Below are 24,878 nucleotides of genomic sequence, written 5' to 3' on the forward strand. Positions count from 1 at the left end.
ACTCGGACCCGTCAAGGCAGGCTCCACTGGCCGACGTCGTCGGCGAGGCCACCGTTGAGGGCGAACTGGACGGCCGCCGGGCCGGCGTCCTTCGGGAGCCGGAAGGTGACGAAGCCCTCGGCGGAGCCGCCGGGGCCGAGTGTCACGGTGTCAGGGAAGGAGGGCCCGGCGGTCGTGGCGGTGTTGAGGCCGGCGAACCGCTTCCCGGCGGTGTCCAGCAGGTGGGCGGCCGGTGCGGGGGAGTCGTTGTACTCGACGGTCCCGGTGTTCTCCAGCCGGAACCGCGCGGCGAGCAACCGGGTCGAGGCGTCGGCCGCCGGGCCCTCTGGGTCGGCCGGGCTCGCGGGGTCGACCACCCGTACCAGGGTCACGTCGAGCCGCTGGCCGGGCTCGTTTCCGGCGAGGGAGACGGTCTCGCCGGATCCGTCGGGCCCCGCGCCCAGGAGCAGGGGGCCGAGGAGTGCGACCGTGGCGAGGGCGCCTCGCAGCCGGGGCCGCCGCGGCACCCGGGCCGGTGCTCGGCCTCCGGGCATGGGGAGACCTCCTGATCCACCGATCACCCAGTCCACGATCCTCCCCACCCCGGCCTGACGCCACCCACCAGCCCCACCCGTGCAGCCCCACCCCGCTCCCCGTCGCCGCCACGCCCGGCCCCGAGACGACGCGGCGGGCAACTGTCCACCGCCCCATGTCGGTTGTCTCAAGGGACGGACGTCGACTGGAGGGGCCGCGGCGGGACGACCTCGCTCGATATCGCTCTGACCAGCAGGAATGACGCGTTGATCGACTGGCTGCAGGAATCCGGCGTCCACAGGGCCGAGAAACTTCCACCCGGTTGATCGAAGAATTTGGTGGATCTTCGGCCCGAGCCGTGTCATCGTTGGTCCCACCGAAGGGGTGTAGCTCAGCTGGTCAGAGCGCCGGTCTCCAAAACCGAAGGCCGCAGGTTCGAATCCTGCCGCCCCTGCCATGTCGAACAGCGTGGTCGCACGCCCAGGCGGGAGCTCTGCTCTCACCTGGGCGTCGCTGTTTGCCGCGGGGGGCGCTCCGCTGTCACGCCCCGGCGGGCATGACCGAGGGCCTATTCGGCCCCGTCCTCCTGATAGCCGTACGGACGGGTGATGATCTCCATCCCGTGGCCGGCCGGGTCCGTGAAGTAGACACCGCGGCCGCCGTCGTTGTGGTTGATCTCGCCGGGGTGCTTCCCGTGCGGATCGGCGAAGTACGCGACCCCCGCCGCCCGGATCTTTCCGAACGCCACGTCGAACTCTTCCTCGGAGAGGAGGAACGCGTAGTGCTGCACGGTGATGGACTCGGCCGGGATGGTCGCGAAGTCCAAGGTGACGCCGTTGGCGGTCTCGACGGGGATGAAGGGTCCCCATTCGGTCCCGATCTCGAGGCCGAGGATGTGCGCCAGGAATTCGGCGGACTCCCGGTTGTCACGGGAGTGGACGATCGTGTGATTCAGTGCGACTGACATGGGTGAATGCCTCCGAAAGGCACGTCGCGGACACCTCCATGCCTCACCCAGCCGGTGACCGACACGCGATGCCGCGTCCACGATCCTAAGCACCGGTTCCGGACGAAGTCCACCGCATACCGGGCGTCGACCGCAGGTCGCCCTCGGCGGCCTCGCCCGGTCGGCGCGCCCGGCATCCGTCGCTCACGAACGCTCACGAACCCCCGTACACCGCCTTGACGTTGTCCTGCGCCGGGTGCGTCCGGCCGGCCGGGCCCGCGGCGAACACCCGCAGCAGGTTCTCCGTCACCCGATTCGTCAGCGCGCCGCAGCGCGCGTCCAGGCCGTGGTTCGCGCCGCCGCGGCCGTCACCCTTCGCGTCCAGGGCCTCCACCCACCGCATCGTGCCGGTCGCGAAGACCCCCGCCCCGCTCGGCACCGTGTAGTACGCCGTGTCCTGGTGGCTGGGCCGGCCCTCGCACACCACGGGGGAGTGGGCCAGGATCTCGATCGGCCGCGGCGTCGGGAACCCGGTGTTGACCTTGTCGTACTCCACCCCCACCAGGTGCTCGAAGCGGTCGCCCGCCTTGGCGCCGGTGCCCTCGAAGAGCCAGTGGCCGGGATTCGTCACCACGTACGGGGCGTCCACCGGGTAGCCGTCGTAGATCACGCCGAGCAGCGAGCTCTCCGGGTCCGCGCCGGGCGCGGAGCGGAAGTCCACGGTCGCCGGATGGCCCCGCTTGAACCCGGGATCCTGGTCGTAGGAGGACTTGTAGCAGACCACCGTGCGGTCCGGGCCCAGCTCCGAGGCCTCCAGCCGGATGCGGCGGAAGCAGCAGTTCGCGCCCAGGACCGCGATGTTCGTGCCCGCGTCGCGGGCGGCTGCGACGTGCGCCCGCTGCTCGGGCGACCAGTACTCGTCGTGCCCGAGCGAGAGCACCGCCGCGGCCCCCTCCAGCAGCCGCTTCTCCCGGGCCACGTCGGTGGTCGTCGTGTAGGCCAGGGGTATGCCGACCCGTTCGGCGAGCGCGATCAGCGGGGCCTCGTACACCAGGAACAGGCCCGCGCCGTCGTCGTACTCGTACGGCCGGTCGAAGGTCACCGAGAGGGAGCGCGCCGCGTAGCCGCCGCTGGGCCCGTCGTAGCTGCCGTAGCCGCCCCACCGGTTGTAGGCCTGCCAGGTCGCCACCGCGTTGACCACGACCGTACGGCCTGCGGTTGCCGCAGACCGGACGGTGACCGGCACGAAGCGCTGGCCCTCGCCGCCCTGCGCGTCGAGCCGCAGCAGGTAGCAGCCCTCGGGCCAGCCCTTGGTGTCGACCGTGGTGGTACGGGCCCACCGGGTGCGGACCATCCGCGTACCGGAGTCCACCGTGTGCTCGGGCTGCCGCGCCCCGGGCAGGGCCTCGGAACGCCACACCAGCCGGGCCCGGGCTCCGCCGTACCAGCCCATCCGGTAGGCGGAGACGGTGAACCGGGGTGCGGTGGTGGACACGTACAGCCCGAAGGGCTCGCCGGGCAGGACGCTGACCCGGTCCGCGAAGCCCTCGATGGCCCGGGCCGGTCCGGCCTTGGTCACCGGCCAGTCGGCGTGACCGGGCCGGGCGTTCTCGGCCTTGACGTCGAACGCGCCGGGCCCCGCCTCCGACGGCTTCCCGGCCGCCGCGGTCCCGTCGGCCGGGTTCCCGCCCTGCCCGCCGCTGCCGCCGCCCCCGCTCGCGCAGCCCGCCACGGTCCCGAGCCCGGCCGCCGTCGCGGCGCCCGTCGCGATCGCGAGAAACCGCCGCCTGCCTGCGCCTTCGCCATCCCCGGCTATGTGCTCCTGATCCATGGGGGCACGTTATGTCACCCTTCGGCCATACCTCCCACCGGCTCGTGATCTATGCTGACCCGCCTGCCGTGCTCGGCATCAACTGACCCTGGGGGTAAGCGACATGACGTACAGCGGTGCGCACGGTCTGGGCACGGTCCGGCAGCTGTGGCAGCTGCTGGAACCCGTCCACGCCCTCGTCTACTTCGCCCCCGAGAGCTACGAGGAGGCCGCCGGCCTCGGCTACGCCACGGACGAGCGGTGGCCCTTGTACTTCGCCTTCCGGGCCGCCCCGCTCGGCCCGGCCGACGCGGAGCTCGTGAACGCCCTGTTCTACACCTTCAGCCCGAGCATGGTGCGGCGCTACGTAGCCCACTCCTGGCAGCCCGCCCCGCCGGCCCGGGTCCTCGCAGCCCGCGCCGCCGCCATCGACCGAGCCCTGCAGGCCCTGCTGGGCGAGCGCACCGCTTCCCCGGACCTGGCCGAGGCGGCGCGCCTGGCCCGCCGCGCCGCCGAGGCCGCCGACACCGCGGGACGCCCGCTGGCCGCCGCCAACGCGGCGCTGCCCTGGCCCGAGACGCCGCACGCCGTGCTCTGGCACGCCGCCACGATCCTGCGCGAGCACCGCGGCGACGGCCACATCACCGCCCTTCAGGCCCACCACCTCGACCCGGTCGAGTCCCTGGTCCTGCACTCCGGCGCGGGAGCCGCCCCCGCCGAGGCGTTCGCGAACCGCGAGTGGCCCGCGGCCGAGTGGAGCGCCGCCCGCGACCGCCTCGCCGCCGGGGGTCTGCTGGCCCAGGACGGCGCGGCCACCGCGGCGGGGCTGGCGCTGCGCACGGCCGTCGAGAAGCTCACCGACGAACTCGCGGCCGCCCCGTGGTCCGCGCTGACCCCGCAGGAAGTGGCCCGGCTCGCCGAACTCCTCCTCCCGCCCGTCCTCGACATCGTCGGCGCCGGACTCCTCCCGACCCAGGGCACCCTGGGCATCGGGATGAAGTACGACTACGAGGGCTGAGCCGAGCCGACCTGTCAGTCGACGTGCTCGCGGTAGCGGTCGATCACCTCCCGGAGCACCTCCGCGCCGTCCCGGGCCCACAGCCCGGGGTTGAATATCTCCACCTCCACCGGGCCCCGGTAGCCGGCCGCGTCGGCCTGCCGGCGGAAGCCCCGCAGGTCGATGGAGCCGTCCCCGAGCTGCCCGCGACCCAGCAGGACGCCCTCAGGGAGCGGAGTCACCCAGTCGGCCACCTGGACGGACACGAGGCGCCCGCCCTCACCGGCCCGGAGCAGATCGGCGGGCAGCCGCTCGTCCCACCACAGGTGGTACGAGTCGGCCACCACCCCCACCTGCTCCGCCGGGAACTGCTCGGCGAGGTCCAGGGCCTGGCCGAGGGTGGAGACCACGCAGCGGTCCGAAGCGAACATCGGATGCAACGGCTCGATCCCCAGCCGCACCCCGTGGGCGGCGGCCCACGGTGTCAGCTCGCCGAGGACCCCGGCTATCCGCGCACGTGCCCCCGCCAGATCCCGGTCGCCGTCGGGCAGCCCGCCCGAGACCAGGACCAGCGTGTCCGCGCCCAGTTCGGCCGCCTCCTCCACGGCCCGGCGGTTGTCGTCGAGTGCGGCCGCCCGCCCGTCCGGGTCGGCGGCGGTGAAGAAGCCGCCCCGGCAGAGCGAGCTGACGCGCAGCCCCGCCCCGGAGACCAGCTCGGCCGTCTCCCGCACCCCGAAGTTCCGCACCGGATCCCGCCACAGCCCGACCGCCCCCACCCCGGCCGCGGTGCACCCGGCGACCAGCTCGGGCAGCGACCACTGGCGGATGGTCTCCTGGTTGAGGCTGAACCGGGTGGGGGCGGGGGTCGGTGCGGGTGCGAGTGCGATTGCGGGTGCCGGGACCGGGGCCGGGACCGGGACCGGGGCCGGGCTCATGACGCCACCCCGTACGTCGCGAGCAGTCCGCGCATCCGGTCCTCGGCGAGCTCCGGATCCGGGAACAGCCCCAGCCCGTCGGCCAGTTCGTACGCGGTCGCCAGATGGGGCACGGACCGCGCCGTCTCCAGGCCGCCCACCATCCGGAAGTGCTCCTGGTACCCGGCCAGCCATGCGAGCAGGACCACCCCGGTCTTGTAGAAGCGGGTCGGCGGGGCGAAGAGGTGTCTCGACAGGGGGACCGTGGGATCCAACAGCTCCCGGAAGCCCACGAGGTCCCCCCGGTCGAGGGCGAGCGCCGCCCGCGCCGCGACCGGGGCGATCGGATCGAAGATGCCCAGCAGTGCGTCGCTGGCCAGCTCGCCGTCCCCGGCGATCAGTTCCGGGTAGTGGTGGTCGTCGCCCGTGTAGCAGCGCACCCCGGCCGGCAACCGCCGCCGGATGTCCACCTCCCGCTCCGCGTCCAGCAGCGAGACCTTGACCCCGTCCACCTTCTCCGGACATTCGGCGATGATCTTCAAGAAGACCTCCGCGGCCGCGTCGAGGTCGTGATGGCCCCAGTAGCCGGCCAGCTCCGGGTCGAACATCGGCCCGAGCCAGTGCAGTACGACCGGCCGCGTGCTCTGCCGGAGCAGGCTCCCGTACACCTCCAGGTAGTCATCGGGTCTCCGGGCCGAGGCGGCCAGCGCCCGGGAGGCCATCAGGACCGCCGCCGCCCCGCACGCCTCGGTGTGCGCGAGCTGTTCCTCGTACGCGGCGGTGATCGCGGCAAGGGAGTGCCGGGTCCCGTCGCCGGGCAGCTGGTCGGTGCCCGCACCGCAGACGATCCGGCCGCCCACCGCCCGGGCCTCGGCCGCCGAACGGCGGATCAGCTCCGCGGCCGTCGGCCAGTCCAGGCCCATCCCGCGCTGCGCGGTGTCCATGGCCTCGGCGACCCCGAGGCCCTGAGCCCACAATCGGCGCCGGAAGGCCAGCGTGGATTCCCAGTCGACCGCGGGCCCGGCCGCGCCCGGCGGGGCCTGCGGATCGGCGACGACATGCGCGGCCGAGTAGAACCTCCGGCTGCGGGCAGGGCCGCAGCTCAGCGGTGCGAACGGATCGGTGTTCGGCCGGTGCAGGCGGTACCCGCCGTCCGCCGAGGGAAGCCGGATGCTCACAGGACCACCTCCGGCACCGGCAGCCGCCGGCCCTCGGCCGAGGAGCGCAGACCGAGATCGGCGAGCTGCACCCCGCGTGCCCCGGCCAGCAGGTCCCACTGCCAGGGCTCGTCCAGGACGACATGCCGCAGGAAGAGCTCCCACTGGGCCTTGAAGCCGTTGTCGGCGGGGGCGTTGTCCGGTACCTCCTGCCACTGGGAGCGGAATTCCCCGGTCTGCGGCAGGTCCGGATGCCATACGGGTTTGGGCGTCGCCCCGCGGTGCTGGATGCGACAGCCCCGCAGTCCGGCGACGGCCGACCCGTGCGTACCGTCGACCTGGAACTCGACGAGCTCGTCACGGTGGACGCGCACCGCCCACGAAGAGTTGATCTGGGCTACGGCGCCGCCCTCCAGCTCGAAGATTCCGTACGCGGCGTCATCGGCCGTCGCCTCGTACGGCTTGCCCTGCTCGTCCCATCTGCGGGCGATGTGGGTGCGGGTGAGGGCCTGCACCGAGCGGACCCGGCCGAACAGCTCGTGGAGCAGGTACTCCCAGTGCGGGAACATGTCGGCGACGATGCCCCCGCCATCCTGTGTGCGGTAGTTCCACGAGGGCCGCTGGGCGGGCTGCCAGTCGCCCTCGAACACCCAGTACCCGAACTCCCCGCGCACGGAGAGGATCTCGCCGAAGAAGCCGCCCTCGATCAGCCGTCTCAGCTTCAACAGCCCGGGCAGGAACAGCTTGTCCTGCACCACGCCGTGCTTGATCCCGGCTGCCGCGGCCAACCGGGCCAGCTCCAGCGAGGACTCGAAGGTCAGGGCGGTCGGCTTCTCGCAGTACACGTGCTTGCCGGCCGCTATGGCCTGCCGGACCGCCGCCTCACGGGCGCCGGTGACCTGGGCGTCGAAGTAGATCGCGACCTCCGGATCGGCCAGCACCGCCGCCAGGTCGGTGCTGAAGTGCTCGAGGCCGTGCTGTTCGGCGACGGCCCGCAGGGCCGGCTCCCGGCGTCCCACGAGCACCGGCTCCGGCCACAGCGCCGTGCCGTCTCCCAGCTGAAGTCCGCCCTGCTCGCGCAGGGCGAGCAGTGACCTTACCAGGTGCTGGCGGTACCCCATGCGTCCGGTCACGCCGTTCATGGCGATCTTGATCGTCCTGCGTTCCACGGTGTCCCCCTCGCTCGATAGAAAGCGCTTTCACTTCATTCAGGCTAGGGCTGCGGTCGCCGTCGGTGCAACACCCGTTCGGGTGATGGAAAGCGCTTTCACAATCCGGGAGTATGGAGGTCCACGCACCGGATGAGACGATGACCCGGGATCAAGAGAAGGAGGGGTGCATCATGGCGGTGACTCTCGCCGAGGTCGCGGCGCACGCGGGAGTGTCGCCCGCCACGGTCTCGCGCGTACTCAACGGCGGATATCCGGTGGCCGGCGGCACCAGGACCCGTGTCGAGCAGGCCGTCGAGGAGCTCGGCTACATCGCCAACGGCCCCGCCCGCGCACTCGCGGCCGCCACCTCCGACCTCGTCGGCGTCCTCGTGCACGACGTCGCGGACAGCTTCTTCGGGATCCTCGCGGGCTCCCTGCAGAGCGCCCTCGCGCCCACCGGCCGGGGGGACGCCCGGCGCCTCGCGGTCGTCTGCAACACCGAGGGGGACCCCGCGGCCGAACTGGCCTACCTCGCGCTGCTGGAGGGGCAGCGGGCCGGCGGTGTCGTCCTCACCGGCGGCGCCGCCGAGGATCCGGAGCACACCTCGGCACTCGCGGCCCGCGTCGCGCGGATGGCCGCCACCGGGGCCCCGGTGGTCCTGTGCGGTCGGCCTCCGCTGACCCTGCCCGCCGCGCTGCCCGTCGCCACCGTGATGTTCGACGACCACGGCGGCGCCTTCCGCCTCGCCGAGCACCTGCTGACGCTCGGGCATCGGCGCATCGCCTACATCGCGGGCCCTCCCGGCCTGAGCACCACCCGCGAGCGGCTCGCCGGGCACCGCGCCGCGCTGCTGCGGCACGACCCCGGCTTGCCCGAGGCCTGCGCCGACCTCACCCTTCACGCCGGTTTCGCACGCTCCGCCGGCTACGACGCCACCCGCGAACTGCTGCGCCGCGGCGCACCCTTCACCGCGATCGCCGCGGCCAACGACACCGTCGCCACCGGTGTCGCCGCCGCCCTGCGCGAGGCCGGGATACGGATTCCCGAGGACGTGTCCGTCGCCGGTTTCGACGACCTGCCCTTCTGCGCGGACACCGCCCCCGCCCTCACCACCGTCCGGGTGCCCCTGCGCGAGGCGGGCATACTCGCCGCCCACCTGGTCACCGGGCGCAGGCCGCTGCCTCCGGGCGGCATCACCACCCTGCCCACCGAGCTGATGGTGCGCGCCTCCACCGCACCGGCCCCGGTCGAAGGGAGCCACCCGTGAAGTACGCCTTCTCCACGCTCGGCCTGCCCGGAACACCGCTCGAACGCAGCGCAGCCCTCGCGGCCGCCCACGGGTTCGACGGCCTGGAGCTGCGCGCCCATCCCGAGGAGCCACTGCACGCCGACAGTCCGGCAGCCGAGCGCGCGGCGGGCTTGCGGACCCTCACCGCCGCGGGGGTCGCGGTCCTCGGAGTCGCCGGCTACGCCAAGGTGGCCGCCGCCGGTGCGGACGAGCCGGTCCTCGCCGAACTGCGCGCGCTGGTCCGGCTCGCCGCCGACCTCCGAGCGCCCTACGTACGGGTCTTCCCGGGCGGCGGCGACCTGTCCGAGGCGGACGCCGACGCCAACGCCGTGCGCAGGCTCCGGGCCGCGGCGCCCTTCGCCGAGCGGAACGGTGTGCGGATCCTGCTGGAGACCCACGACTCCCATGGCACCGCGGCGGCCGCCGCCCGGGCCCTGGACCGGGTCGCGCATCCGGGCGCGGGCGCGCTGTGGGACGTACTGCACACCTGGCTGGGGGGCGAGACGCCGGAGCGGTCGCGGCAGGCCCTGGCCGCGCACCTGGGCTACATACAGGTGAAGGACGTGGCGTCGGCGCGCGAGCTCACCCCGCTCGGGCTCGGCGCCGGAGTGCTGCCGCTGGCCCAGGCGGTGGCCACCGCACCGCGCGACGGCTGGCTGTGCTGGGAGTACGAGAAGCGCTGGCACCCCGAGGCCGCCGACCTGCCCGGTCAGCTCGCAGGGGGCCGCGAGTACTTGGCGCGACTGGTGGCGGCCGGCGCCGCGGCAGTTCAGGCGAATTAGGCCCGGGCGGCCCGGGCAGGCGGCCACCGCGTCTTGTGCGGCGCCCTCCCGGCAGGGGTGAGTGCGGCATTCGATCGAAGTGATCGGTTCGGTGGGCCGCTGGGACTGCTACGGGCGGATGGTCAGGCGGGGGAGCAGGTCCAGGTGCTGTCGCGGGGGCTCCTCCGGGGCCCCGGACGACAGGCGGTCCAGGAGGAGGGCCGCCGCGCGGGCGCCCACCTCGTGCTTGGCCGGTGCGACTGCCGACAGCGGCACATCGGCCATTCCGGCCACCTCGTCGTCGTACGTGATCACGGCCAGGTCCTCGGGGACCCGCACACCGCGCGCCTGGAGCCGCGGGATCAGCATGATCGCGTCGGTGTCGCTGTGGATCAGGGCCGCGGTCACGCCGCCCGCCGTCACCGCGTCGCACAGGTAGTCCAGCGTCCGGGCGAACAGGTCCGCGTCCGAGAGCGGGCCCGGCCCGGCCGGCGGCCACGGAGGCGCGGGCTCCAGCCCGAGCGCGGCCACGGCGGCCTCGTACCCGGCCCGAAGCCGCGCCGTGGTCGGCGTGGACCGGCTGGCGAGCGCGATCCGCCGGTGCCCCAGCCCCACCAGGTGTTGCACCGCCCGGGCCGCGCCGTGCGCGTGGTCGGAGGACACCCGGTCCAACCCCGCCGCCGGATGCCCCGGCGGCGCCCACCGCTCCACCAGCACGGTCGGAACCGGGAGTTCCGTCGTCCAGACGCCTTCCCCGGGCCCGGGCGCCCCGGTCTCCCAGTTCGGGGTCAGCAGCAGCCCGTGCGCGCCGGTGGACAGCAGCCGGTCCGCCTGCGTCCGGTCCTCGCCGGGCAGATACCGGGTCAGCCCCACCGTCAGCCGCGCGCCCCGGGCCTCCACGGCCGCGCGGGCCCCCCGTACGACATCGGCGTAGTAGTACTCGGTCGTGGGGACCACCATCCCGATCACCAGACCTTCGCCGCCGCCGCCTGCCGCAGCACCCGCACCCGCCCCGCCCGACGTCGCGGTCCCGGCCGTGCCCGGCCGGCCGCCGGCCGCGGTCCGTCCCGCCTCCACCCGGCTGATCACCCCGTGCATCCGCTGGATCTCGCCCCTCGCCGCCATCGCCTCGATGTCCCGCCGCAGGGTGACGGGGGAGACGCCGAGCTCCTGGGCCAGATCCGCCACGCGCACGCTGCCCCGCTCCCGGACGAGCGCGAGCACCTGTGCCTGGCGCTGGTCTACGTGTGGTCTCAAGGTGTCCCCCTGCGGTCTGCGGGCCGGTCTGCGGCCGACGTGCGCGGTAGCCGGCCATGTGCGGTGTCCGGCCGTGTGCGGTAGGCGTGTGCGGTCTGCTGGTACGCGTTGCGGAGCCATCATAGGGAATCGATCCGATCGATTCGATCGATTCCGATCAACCGGTCATTGACGGCGTGGTCGACGCGTTCATATATTCGGCGGAGTCCCGCACCTCACGGCAGCATCTCGACCTCTCTCGGGAGTCAGCGCATGCTCACGCACGACCAGGACGGATTCCGGCGCGCAGACCTACCCCACCGCATCGTCTCGGGGGCCCTGCACTACTTCAGGATCCATCCGGACCTGTGGGAGGACCGGCTGAAGCGGCTGCGCGCGATGGGCGCGAACACCGTGGACACCTACGTTCCCTGGAACTTCCACGAGACCGCCCCCGGCAAGGCCGACTTCACCGGCTGGCGCGACCTCGGCCGCTTCCTGCGCACCGCCCAGGACCTCGGCCTCGACGCCATCGTCCGCCCCGGCCCCTACATCTGCGCCGAATGGGACTTCGGCGGCCTGCCCGCCCGCCTCCTCGCCGTCGACGGCCTCCACCTGCGCTGCTCCGACCCGCGCTTCCAGGCCGAGGTGGACGGCTGGTTCGACCTCGTCGTCCCCGAACTGCTGCCCCTGCTGGCGAGCCGCGGCGGCCCGGTGGTCGCCGTACAGATCGAGAACGAGTACGGCTCGTACGGCAACGACACCCGCTACCGGGCCCACGTGGAGCAGTCCCTCGTCGAACGCGGCGTCGACTGCCTGCTGTTCACCGCAGACGGCCCCGAGGACGCCATGCTCCAGGGCGGCATGCTCCCCGGCCGGCTCGCCACCGCCACTTTCGGCGCCCGGCCCGCCGAACGCCTCGACGTCCTGCGCCGCTACCAGCGGACCGGCCCGCTCGCCGCGATGGAGTTCTGGATCGGCTGGTTCGACCACTGGGGCGAGGACCACCACGTCCGCGCCGTCGAGGACGCCGCCGACGCGCTCGACGAACTCCTCGCCACCGGCGCCTCCGTCAACCTCTACATGGCCCACGGCGGTACCAACTTCGGCTTCTGGGCCGGGGCCAACCACACCGGCTCCCGCCCCGGAGAGCCCGGCTACCAGCCCACCGTCACCAGCTACGACTACGACGCGCCCATCGGCGAGGCCGGCGAACTCACCCCCAAGTTCCACGCGTTCCGCGAGGTCATCGGCAAGTACGTGCCGCTGCCCGACGGGCCGCTGCCCGAGCCGCAGCCGCGCATCACCCCCGCCCTCGCCACCCCCGCGGGCACCGCGCCGCTGCTGGCCGCCCTCGAACTCCTCGGCGGCCCCCTGGTGCTGCGCCCCGCTCCCGAGCCGATGGAGCGGCTCGGCCAGAGCCACGGGATGATCCACTACCGCACCACCATCACCGGGCCGCGCCCCGCCATGCCCGTCAAGATCGACGGCCTCGGCGACCGCGCGTACGTCTTCGCCGACGGAAGTCCGCTGGGTGTCCTCGACCGCAACGCCCCCGACGAGGGGCTGGACCTGCCCGTCGGCGAGGCCGGAGTGGTCCTCGACATCCTCGTGCGGGCCCAGGGCCGGGTGAATTACGGGCCGCTCCTCGACGACCGCAAGGGCATCTGGCGCGGGGTACGCCACGGCCACCAGTTGCTGTTCGAGTGGGAGATCCGCCCGCTGCCGTTCACGGACCTCACCGGACTCGACTTCGCCGCGGACACCCACGCCAGCGAAGCCCCCGCCACAGCCCCCGCCGCAACTCCCGTCGAAACCCCCGCTGAAGCCCCCACCGAGACCGACGCGGGCCGCCCGCTCTTCCACCGCTTCACGCACACCCTCACCGGCGCACCGGGCGACGCATTCCTGGACATGTCCGGCTGGGGCACCGGCCTGGTCTGGCTGAACGGCTTCCTCCTCGGCCACCACGACACCCCGCGCGGCCCGCAGCGCACCCTCTACGCCCCCGGCCCCCTCTGGCGCACCGGCGCGAACGGGACCAACGAGATCATCGTGCTCGAACTGGAGCGTCCCGGCACCGAACTGCCGCTGCGCGACCAGCCCGACCTCGGCCGCCCCACGGTCGTCACCCTGCAGTGACGGAGGATCCTCGTCCGCGAACGACGCCCGGCCGGTGCCTTCTACACTGATCCGACGGCCGGTCAGGCATCGCACCAACGCGGAGGCAGGAAACGCATGCGCCATCTCTCCCTGGGCAGTTCGGGTCTTCAGGTCTCCGCCGTCGGGCTCGGCTGCAACAACTTCGGCGGCCGGCTCGACGCCCAGGCCACCCGGGCCGTCGTCGACGCCGCCCTCGACGCGGGCATCACCCTCCTCGACACCGCCGACATCTACGGCGGCCTCGGCGGCTCCGAGAGCCACCTCGGGCAGGCCCTCAAGGGCCGCCGGGACCAGGTCGTCCTCGCCACCAAGTTCGGTTTCGCCGGCATGGACATGAAGTACGGGCCCGCCGCCGGCTCCCGCGGCGGCCGCGCCTACATCCGGCGCGCCGTCGAGGAGTCCCTGCGCCGCCTCGGCACCGACCACATCGACCTCTACCAGCTGCACAGCCCCGACCCGGCCACCCCCATCGCCGAGACCCTGGCCGCGCTCACCGAGCTCGTCGCCGAGGGCAAGGTCCGCTACATCGGCCACTCCAACCTCACCGGCTGGCAGCTCGCCGAAGCCGCCCACGTCGCCCGCGAGACCGGCTCGGTGCCCTTCGTGTCCGCGCAGAACCAGTGGTCGCTGCTGGAGCGGTCGGCCGAGCGCGAGCTCGTTCCGGCCGCCCTGCACTACGGCGTCGGGGTGCTCCCGTACTTCCCGCTCGCCAACGGCCTCCTGACCGGCAAGATCCGCCGGGGCGCACCCGTCCCGCCCGGCTCCCGCCTCGAAGGCCGCGCCGCGTACCTCACCGAGGAACGGCTCGACGTGGTCGAAGCGCTGGCCGCCCTCGCCGAGAAGCACGGCCGCAGCGTCCTCGAACTCGCCATCGGCTGGCTCTCCGCCCAGCCCGGCTGCGCCTCCGTCATCGCGGGAGCCACCTCGGCCGAACAGGTACGCGCCAACGCGGCCGTCGCCGACCGCCCGCTGGAGGCCGAACTCCTCGCCGAGATCGACGCGATCGCACCGGGCGTCGCCGCATGACCGGTGACAGCACGAGCGGTGCAAGCGTGACCGGTGAGCCCGCAGCCGGTGAGCCCGTAACCGGTGAACGCGTCACCGGTGAGCCCGTAACCGGTGAACGCGTCACCGGTGAGCACGTGACCGGTGAACTGCTGCGCTGCGCCCTCCTCGACGACTTCCAGGGCGCGGGCCCGACCGCCGCCGACTGGTCGCCCCTCGCCGGCCGGGTCGAGGTCGTGAGCTTCCCCGACCACACCGACGACGAGGACGTACTCGCCGCACGCCTGGCCGACTTCGACATCGTCATCACCCTGCGCGAGCGGGTCCCGTTCCCCGCCTCGCTCCTCGACCGGCTGCCCCGCCTGCGCCTCCTCGTCGCCTCCGGCATGCGCAACTCGGTCATCGATTACGCCGCGGCCACCCGCAACGGCGTCACCGTCTGCGGCACCGCGAGCTCCTCCACCCCGCCCGTGGAACTGACCTGGGCCCTGCTGCTGGGCCTGGCGCGCGGCCTCGTCCAGGAGAGCACCGCCCTGCGCGACGGCGGCCCTTGGCAGCAGACCGTCGGCGCCGACCTGCACGGGCGCCGTCTCGGCCTGCTCGGCCTCGGAAAGATCGGCAGCCGGGTCGCCCAGATCGGACTCGCCTTCGGCATGGAGGTCGTGGCCTGCAGCCGGAACCTCACCAAGGAGCGGGCCGAAGCGGCCGGAGTACTGCTCGCGCCGTCCAAGGAGGAGCTGCTGGCGAGCAGCGACTTCGTCTCCGTCCACCTCGCCCTCGGCGAGCGCACCCGCGGCCTGATCGGCGCCGCCGAGCTGGCCCTGATGCGGCCGACCGCCTACCTGGTCAACACCTCCCGAGCGGCGATCGTTGACCAGCCGGCGCTCCTCGAAGCCCTGCACGCGGGCCGGATCGCGGGCGCGGGCATCGACGTGTTCGACGTCGAGCCGCTGCCCGCTGCGCACCCCCTGCGCACCGCCCCGCGCCTGCTGGCGACCCCGCACCTCGGCTACGTGACCCGGGCCAACTACGCCACGTACTACGGCGAAGCCGTCGAGGACATCCAGGCGTTCCTCGACGGCTCACCCGTCCGTGTACTGTCCTGAACCCTTCCGGGGTTCTTCCGCTCGGAGCGTCTCCGCTCAGGAGGTGATGTCCTTGCGGGAGAACCCCCGGAAGGCGAGGGCGAACAGCACCAGCGCGTACGACACCGACACCGCCGCCCCCTTGACCATCCCGCCCCACTCCAGCTGAGGCTGCAAGGCGTCCGCCCACGCGAACTGCCAGTGCGCCGGCAGGAACTCGCGCCACGACCCGAGCGCGGTGACCGCGTCCAGCACGTTCCCGACGATCGTCAGCCCCACCGCGCCGCCCACCGCGCCCAGCGGCGCGTCCGTCCGCGTGGACAGCCAGAACGCCAGCCCCGCCGTCACCAGCTGCGACACGAAGACGAAGGCGACCGCCAGCGCGAGCCGCGGCACCGTGTCCGCGACGGGCAGCGCGCCACCCGTCGGAAGCTTCAGCGGCCCCCACCCGTACGCGGCCGTGCCCGCCGCCAGCGCGACCACCGGCAGCAGCACCATCGCCGCCAGGCTGAAGCCGAGCGCCACCACCAGCTTGCTCCACAGCAACCGCGCCCGCGGTACCGGCGAGGCCAGCAGATAGCGCAGCGAGGACCAGCTCGCCTCCGAGGCGACCGTGTCCCCGCAGAACAGCGCCACCGGCACCACCAGCAGGAAGCCCGCGGAGACGAACAGACACGTGGCGGCGAAGTTCGCGCCCGAGGCCGTCGCCGTGTCGATGAGGGTGATCCGGCCGTCTCCGCCGCTGCGGCTGCCGGGCCCGCCGCCCACCGCGAACGCGATGATCAGGATGAAGGGCAGCGCGGCCAGCACCCCGCCCATCACCAGCGTCCGCCGTCGGCGCCACTGCCGCAGCGCCTCCACGCGCAGCGGCAGCGTACGGCTCGCCCGGTAGCCCGCGGCCACCTCCTGCGCGCCCGCGCCCCCCTGTACGACGTCCGCCTTCACCGTGCTCATGCCGAACCTCCGATCAGGGTGAGGAACGCGTCCTCGAGCCGGCGGTGCGGTCCCACTCCGGCCACCGGCACCTCCAGCCGTACGAGTTCGGCGATCAGCCCGGCGGCCGTCGCGCCTTCGAGCCGTACGAGGAGCCCGTCATCGGCGGCCACCACGGAACCCACTCCCTCCAGCGCCGCGACCTTCTCGACGGCCGTCTCGTCCACCGGCTCCGCGAGCGTCACCAGCAGGGTGTCCCCGCCGCCTGTGATCTCCGCGACCTCGCCCGCCTGCACCAGCCTGCCGCGGTCCATGACCACCAGGTGCGTACAGGACTGCTCCACCTCCGACAGCAGGTGGCTGGAGACGATGACCGTCCGCCCGCCCGCCGCGTAGCGGATCATCACGTCCCGCATCTCCCGGATCTGCGGCGGGTCCAGACCGTTCGTCGGCTCGTCGAGGATCAGCAGGTCCGGCATCCCGAGCATGGCCTGCGCGATCGCCAGGCGCTGCCGCATGCCCTGCGAGTACGTGCGCACCGCGCGCTCCAGCGCGTCGCCGAGCCCAGCGATCTCCAGGGCCTCCGCCATGTGCGAGTCCCCGGCCGGTCGGCCGGTGGCCTGCCAGTACAGCTCCAGGTTCGCCCGGCCCGTCAGGTGCGGCAGGAATCCCGCGCCCTCCACGAAGGCCCCGACCCGCGACAGCACCGGCGCCCCGGCCCGCACCGCGTGCCCGAACACCCGGATCTCCCCGGCGTCCGGCGAGATCAGCCCCATCAGCATCCGCAGGGTGGTGGTCTTCCCGGCGCCGTTGGGCCCGAGCAGCCCGAGCACCTGCCCCTTCTCCACCCGGAACGACAGGTCCCGCACCGCGTACCGGTCCTCCGCCTTCGCGTACCGCTTCGTCAGTCCGGTGATCTCCAGCGGTACGTCGGCCAGCGCGGCCTCCGGCTCCGGTACGCCGCCCCGCACCCCCACGGGCCCCCGGCCGGTCCGCCGGATCCCCAGCAGCGCCGCGGCCAGCGCCGCCGCGCCCAGCGGCAGCCACCACGTCCAGGCGGGCAGCCCGGCCGAGGCGGTGCGTACGTCCGCGGCGACGGGGACGGCCAGGGGGCTCTCCGCCGAGACGGTGTAGGTGGCCGGCGCGGCCGGGGTCGCGTAGCCGAGATCGGTCGCCGCGACCACCAGCCGCAGCCGGTGCCCGGCCTCGACGGAGTGGTCGATCGCGGGCAGCCTCAGTTCGACGGACCTGCCCTGCTGCGCGTCCTCCACCCGCACCGGGGCGACCAGCTGACTCGGCAGCACCTGCTGGCGGCCGTCGGGCCCGACGTCGTACACCTTGCCGAACAGCACGGCCGAACCGTCCGCAGCCGTCGACCTCACCTTCAGGGTGACGGTCGGCGTCCCGGTGATCCGTAGGTCCTCGGCCAGCGGCTGCGACTCGAAGCGGGCGTTCTGCCCCGGGAAGTCCAGCGAGAGCCCGGCTCCGAGGGCGGCGAGCTGTCCGCCGATGCCGGGCAGCGAGGACAGGGCGGGGGGTGCGCCGCCCGCCGGATTGGCGAAGGTCTGCTCGCGCCCGGTCAGCGCGAACCGCTCCGGGCCGGAGGTGAGTCCGGGGTACCGCTCGCCGCTCGCGCCGCGCAGCTGCACCTGGCCGTCGGTGGAGTCGATGCCGCCGGAGCGCGAGACGCGGAACGCCGGGCCGGTGTCCGCGCCCTCGTCCCCCTTGAGGTAGCGGTCGAACCAGGACGTGACCCGGGCCTCGGCCCGGCCTGCCTCGCGCATGCCGCCGTCGTGCCCGCCGGCTGCCCAGTCCACGGACACGGGCGCGCCGTTCGCCGCGATCGCCTTGGCCATGGCGTCGGCCTGGTCGAGCGGGAAGAGGGAGTCGTCCTGGCCCTGCACGATGAGGGCCGGCACCTTGATGCGGGCCCCGACGGCCGACGGACTGCGCTGCTCCAGCAGTGCGCGGGCCTCGGCGTCGGGCTTCCCGGCGACCGCGACCCGCTCGTACATGGAGCAGAGCTCGGGCTGGAACCGCCCGCAGCCGGGGGCGGCGAGCGGATCGGGAGCCTGCGGTTCCCGCGGGGCGGGCTGCATGCCGCCGGCGGAGCCGGTGGTGAAGAAGACACCCGCCCAGAGCTTCTTGAAGACACCGTTCGGGAAGAGGGAGTCGGCCAGGTTCCAGTAGGTGATCTGCGGTGCGATCGCGTCCACCCGCCGGTCGTACCCGGCGGCGAGCAGGGAGACCGCGCCGCCGTAGGAGGCGCCGGACACGCCGACGCGCGGATCGCCGTCCGCGTCGAGCTGCACCTCGGGCCGGGTGGCGAGCCAGTCGATGAGCCGGGAGACGTCCTTGACCTCGTACTCCGGGTCGTTCAGCCCGACTCGGCCCCCGGAGCGGCCGAAGCCGCGCGCCGACCAGGTCAGGACGGCGTACCCGTCGCGGGCCAACCGCTCGGCCTGCGCGCGCACATCGTCCTTGCTGCCGCCGAAACCGTGCCCGAGGAGCACAGCGGGACGTTTCTTCCCCCCGCCGTCCCCACCGCCGGCCGTGAAGTAAGAGGTGTCGATCGCGGCGTCGGGCATGTCCAGCACGGTGTCCTGGCGGTGCACGGTCGGCGCGTCGCCGGCGACGGCCGCGGCCGCCGCCAACGACGGCCCGGCTCCCGCGACGACGACGAGCGCGGCGGCGCCGGCGAGCAGCCGGTCCCGGCGGCGCCTGGGCAGTCGGAGCTTCATACGGGAACCCTAATCGCCAGGTGCCCCGCGCCCGAGCGCCCGCAGGGGGATGTCACCACCTTCCCGAGGAGTACACGGGCCGCCCCCCGTACCGCACCCGCTGTATGCGGCGGCCCGACGCACCCGCCGTCCGCGGCGGGCAGGCCCTCCCGATCTGCGGGGCGGGCCGCCCGGCGGGAGGATGGCGGCATGCTGCTGGCCGAGGTCGCGCGCGTGTCCCGGGAGGTCGCCGACACCTCCGCCCGGTCCCGGAAGACCGCCCTGCTCGCGGAGCTCTTCGCCGCCGCGCCCCCGGAGGAGGCCGCGCTGGTGATCTCCTACCTGGCCGGGCGCCTCCCGCAGGGCCGTCCGGGCATCGGCTGGCGCGCCCTCGCGCAGGACGTGGAACCGGCGCCGGAGCCCACCCTGACCGTCCGCGCCGTCGACGAGGCGGTCACGGAGCTGGCGACCGTCGCGGGCGCGGGATCGCAGGAGCGCCGCCGCCGGATCCTGCACGGGCTGCTCGGCGCGGCGACCGGGGCCGAGCAGCGGTTCCTGCGCAGCCTGCTGTCCGGGGAGGTGCGCCAGGGAGCCCTCGACGCGGTGGCCCTGGAAGGCGTGGCCGCGGCCGCCGGAGTACCGGCCGCCGACCTGCGCCGGGCCGTGATGCTCGACGGGTCGCTGCCCCGGGTGGCCGCTGCCGTCCTCGCCGAGGGGGCGCAGGTGCTGCGGGACGTCACCTTGCGCGTCGGGCAGCCCGTGCAGCCCATGCTGGCGGCCACGGCCAAGTCGGTCGCCGAGGCCCTGGCCGCGCTCGGCCCCTGCGCGGTGGAGGAGAAGCTCGACGGGATCCGGGTCCAGGTCCACCGCGAGGGGGACGAGGTACGGGTGTACACGCGCTCCCTGGACGAGATCACCGACCGGCTGCCGGAAGTGGCCGAGCTGGCCCGGTCGCTGCCGGGGGAACGGTTCATCCTCGACGGAGAGGTCATCGGCCGGGCCGCGGACGGCCGCCCGGTCCCCTTCCAGGAGATCGCGAGCCGGGTCGGCTCCCGCGTCGACGTGGAGGCCGCCCGGCGGACGCTCGCGGTGGTCCCCTATTTTTTCGACGTCCTGGTCACCGGTGACCACGTCCTGCTCGACCTCCCGGTCCGCGAGCGGTACGAGGCCCTCGCCGCACTCGTGCCCGAGCACGCCCGGGTCCGCCGACTCGCGGTCGAGGACGTGCGGGCGCAGGCCGCCGAGGCCGAGGAGTTCTGGGCCGAGGCCCTGCGCCGCGGCCACGAGGGGGTGCTGGTCAAGGGCCTCGGCTCCGCCTACGCGGCCGGCCGGCGCGGCAAGAATTGGCTCAAGGTGAAGCCCGTGCACACCCTGGACCTGGTCGTCCTCGCCGCCGAATGGGGCCACGGACGGCGCACCGGGCTGCTGTCCAACCTGCACCTGGGAGCGCGGGCCGCCGACGGGACGTACGCCATGCTCGGCAAGACCTTCAAGGGGCTCACCGACGAGATGCTGCGCTGGCAGACCGAGGCGCTGCGCGCGCTCGCGACCTCGGACGACGGCTTCACCGTCCGGGTACGGCCGGAACTGGTCGTGGAGATCGCGTACGACGGCCTGCAGCGCTCCCCGCGCTACCCGGCCGGGATCGCGCTGCGCTTCGCGCGGGTGCTCAGGCACCGCCCGGACAAGAGCGCGGACCAGGCCGACACGGTGGAGACGGTGCTGGAACAGGGCGGCTCAGGATGAATTTGCCTCAGAGGCAAGACGCATTGCCACGAAGGCAAGATTCTGACTCAATCGGGGCATGAAACCCGGTCCTGCCCCCGGCCCCGAAGACGCGGCTCACCCCGAAGCCGTCCCCGCCGACGAGCTGCCCGCCGTGGCTCCGCAACTGCGGGACCTGCGCCGCCGCGCCGGACTCACCCTGGAGGCCGCCGCGGCCCGGGCCCGGCTCTCGCCCGCCCACCTGTCCCGGCTGGAGACCGGCCGGCGTCAGCCCTCGCTGCCGCTGCTGCTCGCGCTCGCCCGCACCTACGGTACGACCGTCTCCGAGCTGCTCGGCGAGACCCCCGCCGTGGCCGATCCCATCGTACGGGCCGGGGGTCCGGGCGCCCGGGAGGCCGACGGGTGGACGTACTGGCAGGCGGGGGGCTCCGGGCGCGGGATGCAGGCGCTGCGCGTGCACGTCCCGCAGGGCCGCAGTCAGGGCGAGCTGGTCCGCGTACATCCCGGCGAGGAGTGGCTGTACGTCCTGGGCGGGCGGCTGCGGCTGCACCTGGGGGATGCCGAGTACCTGCTGGAGCCGGGGGACAGCGCGCACTTCGACTCGCTCACCCCGCACCGGATCGGTGCGGCCTCCGGGGGCGGAGCCGACCTGCTGTTCGTCCACACCCTGCTGCAGAGCAGCCTCGCCGGGCTGTGTCTGGGCGGAACCACCACCTCCACGCACCACCGATAGCAGAGGAGCGGTACGCATGTCCCAAGGAGAGAACCCCGTGACCATCCGGGCGCGCATCGAATCGAAGTTCCCGCGCGGTCTGGTGATCCGGCTGATCGCCTACTTGTTCGTCGGCCACCTCTTCGCCTTCTTCGTCTACCTCCTGTTCGTGCTGGGCGCCGACAACCAGTAACCTTCCGGGCCGCACGACTCTGGAAAGGTGCAGGTCCTGTAGCTACCCTCCGCGCATGATTTCCACGGTTGTCTGGGGTACCGGCAACGTCGGCCGTTTGGCCATCCGCGCCGTCGAGGCCCATCCCGCGCTGAAGCTCGCCGCAGTCATCGTCCACAATCCAGCCAAGGTCGGCCGCGACGCGGGTGAACTCGGCCGTCTCGGCCATCCGTTGGGGGTCGAGGCCACCGACGACATCGAGGCCGTACTGGCCGCCCGCCCGCAGGCCGTGGTGTACGCGGCCTCCGGGGACGTCCGCCCCGACGACGCCCTCATCGACATCACCCGGGCGATCCGGTCCGGCGCGGTCGTCGTCAGCCCCGCGCTGTACCCGCTGTACGACCACCGCAGCGCCCCGCCGGAGTTCCGTGATCCGGTGCTGGCCGCCATCGCGGAGGGCGGCGGCTCGCTGTTCGCCTCCGGCGTCGACCCCGGCTGGGGCAACGACGTACTCCCGCTCCTGCTCAGCGGACTCGGCACCACCGTCGACGTCATCCGCTGCCAGGAGATCTTCGACTACTCCACCTACGACCAGCCGGACTCCGTCCGCCACCTCGTCGGCATGGGCCATCCCATGGACTACGAGCCGATGATGCTCATGCCCTCGGTCCCGACCATGGTGTGGGGCGGCCAGATCCGCATGATGGCCCGGGCCCTCGGCGTCGAACTCGACGAGATCCGCGAGACGTCGGACCGGCGCGCGCTCGACACCACCGTGACCACCAGGACGATGGGCGCGTTCGAGGCCGGCACGCAGGGGGCGATCCGCTTCGAGGTGCAGGGCATCGTCGAGGGCGAGCCCCGCATCGTCATCGAGCACGTCACCCGCATCCACGCCTCCTGCGCTCCGGACTGGCCGTCGCCGCCCGTCGGCGGCGACGGCGCCCACCGGGTCGTCATCGAAGGCCGCCCCCGCATCGAGGTCACCATCGAGGCCACCGACGAGGGCGAGAACCGCTCCGCCGGCGGCAACGCCACCGCCGTCGGGCGCCTGGTGAGCGCCATCGACTGGCTGACCGAGGCGGAACCCGGCCTCTACGACGCCCTCGACATCCCGCTGCGCCCCGCCGTAGGCAAACTCGGAAGGAAACAGTCATGAGGATCGACATCCCCGAAGGCCAGCACCCGATCGAGTACGTGTGGGGCGACATGGTCCCCGGCATCGGCATGGCCGCCGCCAACTTCTCCCTGTCGGTGTACGCCCACACCACCCTCGGCCTGCGCGAGTTCGAGGCCGCCCGGCTGCGCGTCGCGCAGATCAACGGGTGCGTCTTCTGCCTGGACTGGCGCACCGAACGGGAGGGGGAGAAGGTCGAGGAGGAGTTCTCCGACGCGGTCACCGAGTGGCGCACGACGAAAGCCTTCGACGACCGCACCCGGCTGGCGGCGGAGTACGCCGAGCGGTACACCCTCGACCACCACGGACTCGACGACGAGTTCTGGGACCGGATGACCGCGCACTACAGCCAGTTGGAGATCGTGGAACTGACGATGAGCATCGGGTCCTGGCTGGCCTTCGGCCGGCTCAACCACGTGCTCGGCCTCGACAGCGTGTGCGTGCTGCCGGGTCACTGACATGGACCCGGGGCCGCTCGGTGGATCCGATCGGCCCCGGCTTCGGTGTGCCGACCTGGTGCTGTGGCCGGAAAGGTTTGCCGGGGCGCGGCTCCCCCAGCTACCGCTGGGAGGTGCCCCCAGGTGCGGTGCATCGCAAGGCGGAGGGCCGCGGCTCGTACTGGACGTACTTGCGCGGTCCGACAACGCGGCGAGGTGCCGTGCTGGGCGCCGCGACCCGGTGAACCTTGCCGGTCACAGCACTAGAGGTCGGTGGCGATGATCTTCTCGATGTTGCGCTCGGCGAGGGCCGTGATGGTGACGAACGGGTTGACGCTGGTGTTGCCGGGGATGAGCGCGCCGTCGATCACGTACAGGCCGGTGTAGCCGTGCAGGCGCCCGTAGTTGTCGGTGGCCTTGTTCAGCACGGCGCCGCCGAGCGGGTGGTAGGTGAGGTGGTCGCCCCAGATCTTGTTGGTGCCGAAGAGGTCGGTCCGGTAGATCGTCCCCTCCTTCGAGTTGATCTTGTCGAAGATGGTCTTGGCCATGTCGATGGACGGCTGCTTCCACGCCGTCTGCCAGTCGAGTTCGACCTTGCCGGCCGCCGCGTTCCAGGAGAACCGGGCGCGGTGCGGGTTCTTCGTGATGGAGAGGTAGAAGGACGCGTAGGTCTCGATCCCCGTCGGGAGCGGCGCCACCTCGGCGAAGGCGCCGCCCGCGTCCCAGTTGTCGATGCCGCCGCAGGGGATCGAGGCCTGCACCTTGCCCGTCGCGTCCCACATGTGGTTGGCGCGGCCGCACATGACGTTGCCGTTGTCGCCCCAGCCCTTGCCGATCTCGTCGTTCAGGAGCGGCAGGACGCCGGTGGCCTTCAGTCTGACGAGCAGCTTGCTGGTGCCGACGCTGCCGGCCGCGAAGAACACCCGGTCGGAGGTGACGGTCTTGGTCGCCGTGACGGCGCCGTCGGTGGTGAGCTGGCTGATGCTGACGGTGTAGCCGCCGCCGGATGCCGGGGCGACCGAGGTGACCTGGTGGAGGGGGGAGATGGTGACCTTGCCGGTGGCCCTGGCCGCCGCGATGTAGGTCTGCTGGAGCGATTTCTTGCCGTAGTTGTTCCCGTAGAGGATCTCGCCGTCGACCGCGGACTTGGGGACGGTGCCGGCCGCCTCCTGCTTCATGTAGTCCCAGTCGTATACATCGGGGACGAAGACGAAGGGGAAGCCGGAGCGCTGGGCGTGCTTGCGGCCGACGCGGGCGTACTGGTAGCAGGCGACGGTGTCGAACCAGGCCGGATCGATGAGGCCGACGCCGAGTCCGGCATTGGCCCGGGGGTAGTAGGTGTCGTACATCTCGTCGGCGTTCACCGAGGGCAGTACGGAGCTGAAGTTCTGCCGCTTCGGGGTGACGGCCATGCCGCCGTTGACGAGCGAGCCGCCGCCGACCCCGCGGCCCTGGTAGACGATGATGCCGCCCATCTCCTCGGCGTCGAGGATGCCCGTGTACTTGGGGACGGTCTTGTCGATCGGGAATCCGAGGAAGTTGCTGAGCGGCGCCTTGGTCTTGGTGCGCAGCCAGTAGGAGCGGTAGTCCGGATTGGTGGTGTGGGCGAAGATCTTGCCGTCGCTGCCGGGGGTGTCCCAGGCCATGCCCATCTCGACCATGTGCACGTCGACGCCGGCCTGGGCCAGGCGCAGGGCGGCGACGGATCCGCCGTATCCGGTGCCGATCACCAGGACCGGGACGCGGGCTCCGTCGCCGATCGGGGCGGTGGTGGTGGCGGCCTGTGCCGCGGAAGCGGAGGTGACGTGAGCGGAGAGGGCCACCGCCCCCATAATAGAACCTGTTCTTGCGAGGAATCCGCGACGGGAGAATCCATTGGGACCGTTGCTGGGCACGCCGTTCTCACTCATGTGACGTTCCTCACTCTTGGCTGAATGAGAACGAGTTCTACTGCTACGTGCGTGTGAAGTCACTA

21 protein-coding genes and 1 tRNA gene are annotated in these 24,878 nt (G+C 73.0%); 12 read left to right on the forward strand and 10 right to left on the reverse strand.

From position 1 onward, the window contains the following. Positions 1-11: 11 nt before the first annotated feature. Positions 12-533, reverse strand: coding sequence for a hypothetical protein (locus ACGFYQ_RS11970; RefSeq protein ID WP_393742647.1), 522 nt, complete (start codon positions 531-533; stop codon positions 12-14). Positions 534-893: 360 nt separating this feature from the next. Between ACGFYQ_RS11970 and ACGFYQ_RS11975 the strand changes: the two genes are divergently transcribed. Beyond that, a tRNA-Trp gene (locus ACGFYQ_RS11975) sits at positions 894-970 on the forward strand. 111 nt (positions 971-1,081) lie between these two features. Here ACGFYQ_RS11975 and ACGFYQ_RS11980 read toward each other — a convergent pair. Next, positions 1,082-1,480 (reverse strand): VOC family protein, encoded by a 399-nt coding sequence (locus tag ACGFYQ_RS11980; RefSeq protein WP_393742649.1) that lies wholly within the window; start codon positions 1,478-1,480, stop codon positions 1,082-1,084. 193 nt (positions 1,481-1,673) lie between these two features. Beyond that, a complete protein-coding gene (locus ACGFYQ_RS11985) occupies positions 1,674-3,290 on the reverse strand; it encodes a N,N-dimethylformamidase beta subunit family domain-containing protein (RefSeq protein WP_393742651.1) in 1,617 nt (538 codons plus the stop codon). Between the two features lie 103 nt (positions 3,291-3,393). On the opposite strand from ACGFYQ_RS11985, the gene ACGFYQ_RS11990 reads away from it, so the two are divergent. After that, the gene (locus ACGFYQ_RS11990) at positions 3,394-4,287 is read left to right on the forward strand and encodes a hypothetical protein (protein WP_393742653.1); all 894 of its coding nucleotides are present in this window, start codon (positions 3,394-3,396) and stop codon (positions 4,285-4,287) included. Positions 4,288-4,301: 14 nt separating this feature from the next. Here ACGFYQ_RS11990 and ACGFYQ_RS11995 read toward each other — a convergent pair whose 3' ends face one another. The 3 genes from ACGFYQ_RS11995 to ACGFYQ_RS12005 are packed head-to-tail and all read right to left on the reverse strand — an operon-like array spanning position 4,302 to position 7,479. Then, on the reverse strand, positions 4,302-5,201 hold the full coding sequence (locus tag ACGFYQ_RS11995) for a sugar phosphate isomerase/epimerase family protein (RefSeq protein ID WP_393742655.1): 900 nt from the start codon (positions 5,199-5,201) through the stop codon (positions 4,302-4,304). Beyond that, positions 5,198-6,358 (reverse strand): dihydrodipicolinate synthase family protein, encoded by a 1,161-nt coding sequence (locus ACGFYQ_RS12000; RefSeq protein ID WP_393742657.1) that lies wholly within the window; start codon positions 6,356-6,358, stop codon positions 5,198-5,200. Before ACGFYQ_RS12000 ends, ACGFYQ_RS11995 begins: the two co-directional genes overlap by 4 nt. Beyond that, positions 6,355-7,479, reverse strand: a complete 1,125-nt coding sequence (locus ACGFYQ_RS12005; RefSeq protein WP_393743265.1) for a Gfo/Idh/MocA family protein — start codon at positions 7,477-7,479, stop codon at positions 6,355-6,357. Before ACGFYQ_RS12005 ends, ACGFYQ_RS12000 begins: the two co-directional genes overlap by 4 nt. A 200-nt stretch (positions 7,480-7,679) precedes the next feature. On the opposite strand from ACGFYQ_RS12005, the gene ACGFYQ_RS12010 reads away from it, so the two are divergent. Together ACGFYQ_RS12010 and ACGFYQ_RS12015 are read left to right on the forward strand one after the other, a co-directional pair. Next, positions 7,680-8,756, forward strand: a complete 1,077-nt coding sequence (locus ACGFYQ_RS12010; protein ID WP_393742659.1) for a LacI family DNA-binding transcriptional regulator — start codon at positions 7,680-7,682, stop codon at positions 8,754-8,756. Then, a complete protein-coding gene (locus ACGFYQ_RS12015; RefSeq protein ID WP_393742661.1) occupies positions 8,753-9,559 on the forward strand; it encodes a sugar phosphate isomerase/epimerase family protein in 807 nt (268 codons plus the stop codon). Before ACGFYQ_RS12010 ends, ACGFYQ_RS12015 begins: the two co-directional genes overlap by 4 nt. Positions 9,560-9,667: 108 nt before the next feature. Here ACGFYQ_RS12015 and ACGFYQ_RS12020 read toward each other — a convergent pair whose 3' ends face one another. Then, positions 9,668-10,795, reverse strand: a complete 1,128-nt coding sequence (locus ACGFYQ_RS12020; RefSeq protein ID WP_393742663.1) for a substrate-binding domain-containing protein — start codon at positions 10,793-10,795, stop codon at positions 9,668-9,670. A gap of 252 nt (positions 10,796-11,047) precedes the next feature. Here ACGFYQ_RS12020 and ACGFYQ_RS12025 point away from each other — a divergent pair, with 252 nt between their 5' ends. From ACGFYQ_RS12025 to ACGFYQ_RS12035, 3 genes are all read left to right on the forward strand, one after another. Continuing rightward, a complete protein-coding gene (locus ACGFYQ_RS12025) occupies positions 11,048-12,916 on the forward strand; it encodes a beta-galactosidase family protein (RefSeq protein ID WP_393742665.1) in 1,869 nt (622 codons plus the stop codon). Positions 12,917-13,012: 96 nt separating this feature from the next. Continuing rightward, the gene (locus ACGFYQ_RS12030) at positions 13,013-13,963 is read left to right on the forward strand and encodes an aldo/keto reductase (RefSeq protein ID WP_393742667.1); all 951 of its coding nucleotides are present in this window, start codon (positions 13,013-13,015) and stop codon (positions 13,961-13,963) included. A gap of 131 nt (positions 13,964-14,094) precedes the next feature. Further along, positions 14,095-15,048 (forward strand): D-2-hydroxyacid dehydrogenase family protein, encoded by a 954-nt coding sequence (locus ACGFYQ_RS12035; RefSeq protein WP_393743267.1) that lies wholly within the window; start codon positions 14,095-14,097, stop codon positions 15,046-15,048. Positions 15,049-15,084: 36 nt separating this feature from the next. Here ACGFYQ_RS12035 and ACGFYQ_RS12040 read toward each other — a convergent pair whose 3' ends face one another. Together ACGFYQ_RS12040 and ACGFYQ_RS12045 are read right to left on the reverse strand one after the other, a co-directional pair. Next, a complete protein-coding gene (locus ACGFYQ_RS12040) occupies positions 15,085-15,981 on the reverse strand; it encodes an ABC transporter permease (RefSeq protein ID WP_393742669.1) in 897 nt (298 codons plus the stop codon). After that, a complete protein-coding gene (locus ACGFYQ_RS12045) occupies positions 15,978-18,701 on the reverse strand; it encodes an alpha/beta fold hydrolase (protein WP_393742671.1) in 2,724 nt (907 codons plus the stop codon). The genes ACGFYQ_RS12040 and ACGFYQ_RS12045 overlap by 4 nt, the downstream gene beginning before the upstream one ends. A 189-nt stretch (positions 18,702-18,890) precedes the next feature. Here ACGFYQ_RS12045 and ACGFYQ_RS12050 point away from each other — a divergent pair, with 189 nt between their 5' ends. Genes ACGFYQ_RS12050 through ACGFYQ_RS12070 form a run of 5 tightly spaced genes read left to right on the forward strand, consistent with a single transcriptional unit; the run spans position 18,891 to position 22,924 of the window. After that, entirely contained in the window at positions 18,891-20,426 is a 1,536-nt protein-coding gene (locus tag ACGFYQ_RS12050) for an ATP-dependent DNA ligase (protein ID WP_393742673.1), read from the forward strand. 58 nt (positions 20,427-20,484) lie between these two features. Further along, on the forward strand, positions 20,485-21,138 hold the full coding sequence (locus ACGFYQ_RS12055; RefSeq protein WP_393742675.1) for a helix-turn-helix domain-containing protein: 654 nt from the start codon (positions 20,485-20,487) through the stop codon (positions 21,136-21,138). Between the two features lie 16 nt (positions 21,139-21,154). Beyond that, positions 21,155-21,310, forward strand: coding sequence for a DUF6126 family protein (locus tag ACGFYQ_RS12060; protein ID WP_393742677.1), 156 nt, complete (start codon positions 21,155-21,157; stop codon positions 21,308-21,310). Between the two features lie 55 nt (positions 21,311-21,365). Beyond that, positions 21,366-22,448 (forward strand): dihydrodipicolinate reductase, encoded by a 1,083-nt coding sequence (locus ACGFYQ_RS12065; RefSeq protein ID WP_393742679.1) that lies wholly within the window; start codon positions 21,366-21,368, stop codon positions 22,446-22,448. Then, positions 22,445-22,924, forward strand: a complete 480-nt coding sequence (locus ACGFYQ_RS12070; RefSeq protein ID WP_393742681.1) for a carboxymuconolactone decarboxylase family protein — start codon at positions 22,445-22,447, stop codon at positions 22,922-22,924. The genes ACGFYQ_RS12065 and ACGFYQ_RS12070 overlap by 4 nt, the downstream gene beginning before the upstream one ends. Before the next feature lie 242 nt (positions 22,925-23,166). Here ACGFYQ_RS12070 and ACGFYQ_RS12075 read toward each other — a convergent pair whose 3' ends face one another. Next, on the reverse strand, positions 23,167-24,813 hold the full coding sequence (locus tag ACGFYQ_RS12075; RefSeq protein WP_393742683.1) for a GMC oxidoreductase: 1,647 nt from the start codon (positions 24,811-24,813) through the stop codon (positions 23,167-23,169). Positions 24,814-24,878: the final 65 nt, after the last annotated feature.

It is taken from the genome of Streptomyces sp. NPDC048258 (assembly GCF_043201995.1).
In the GTDB taxonomy this organism is placed as follows: Bacteria; Actinomycetota; Actinomycetes; order Streptomycetales; family Streptomycetaceae; genus Streptomyces.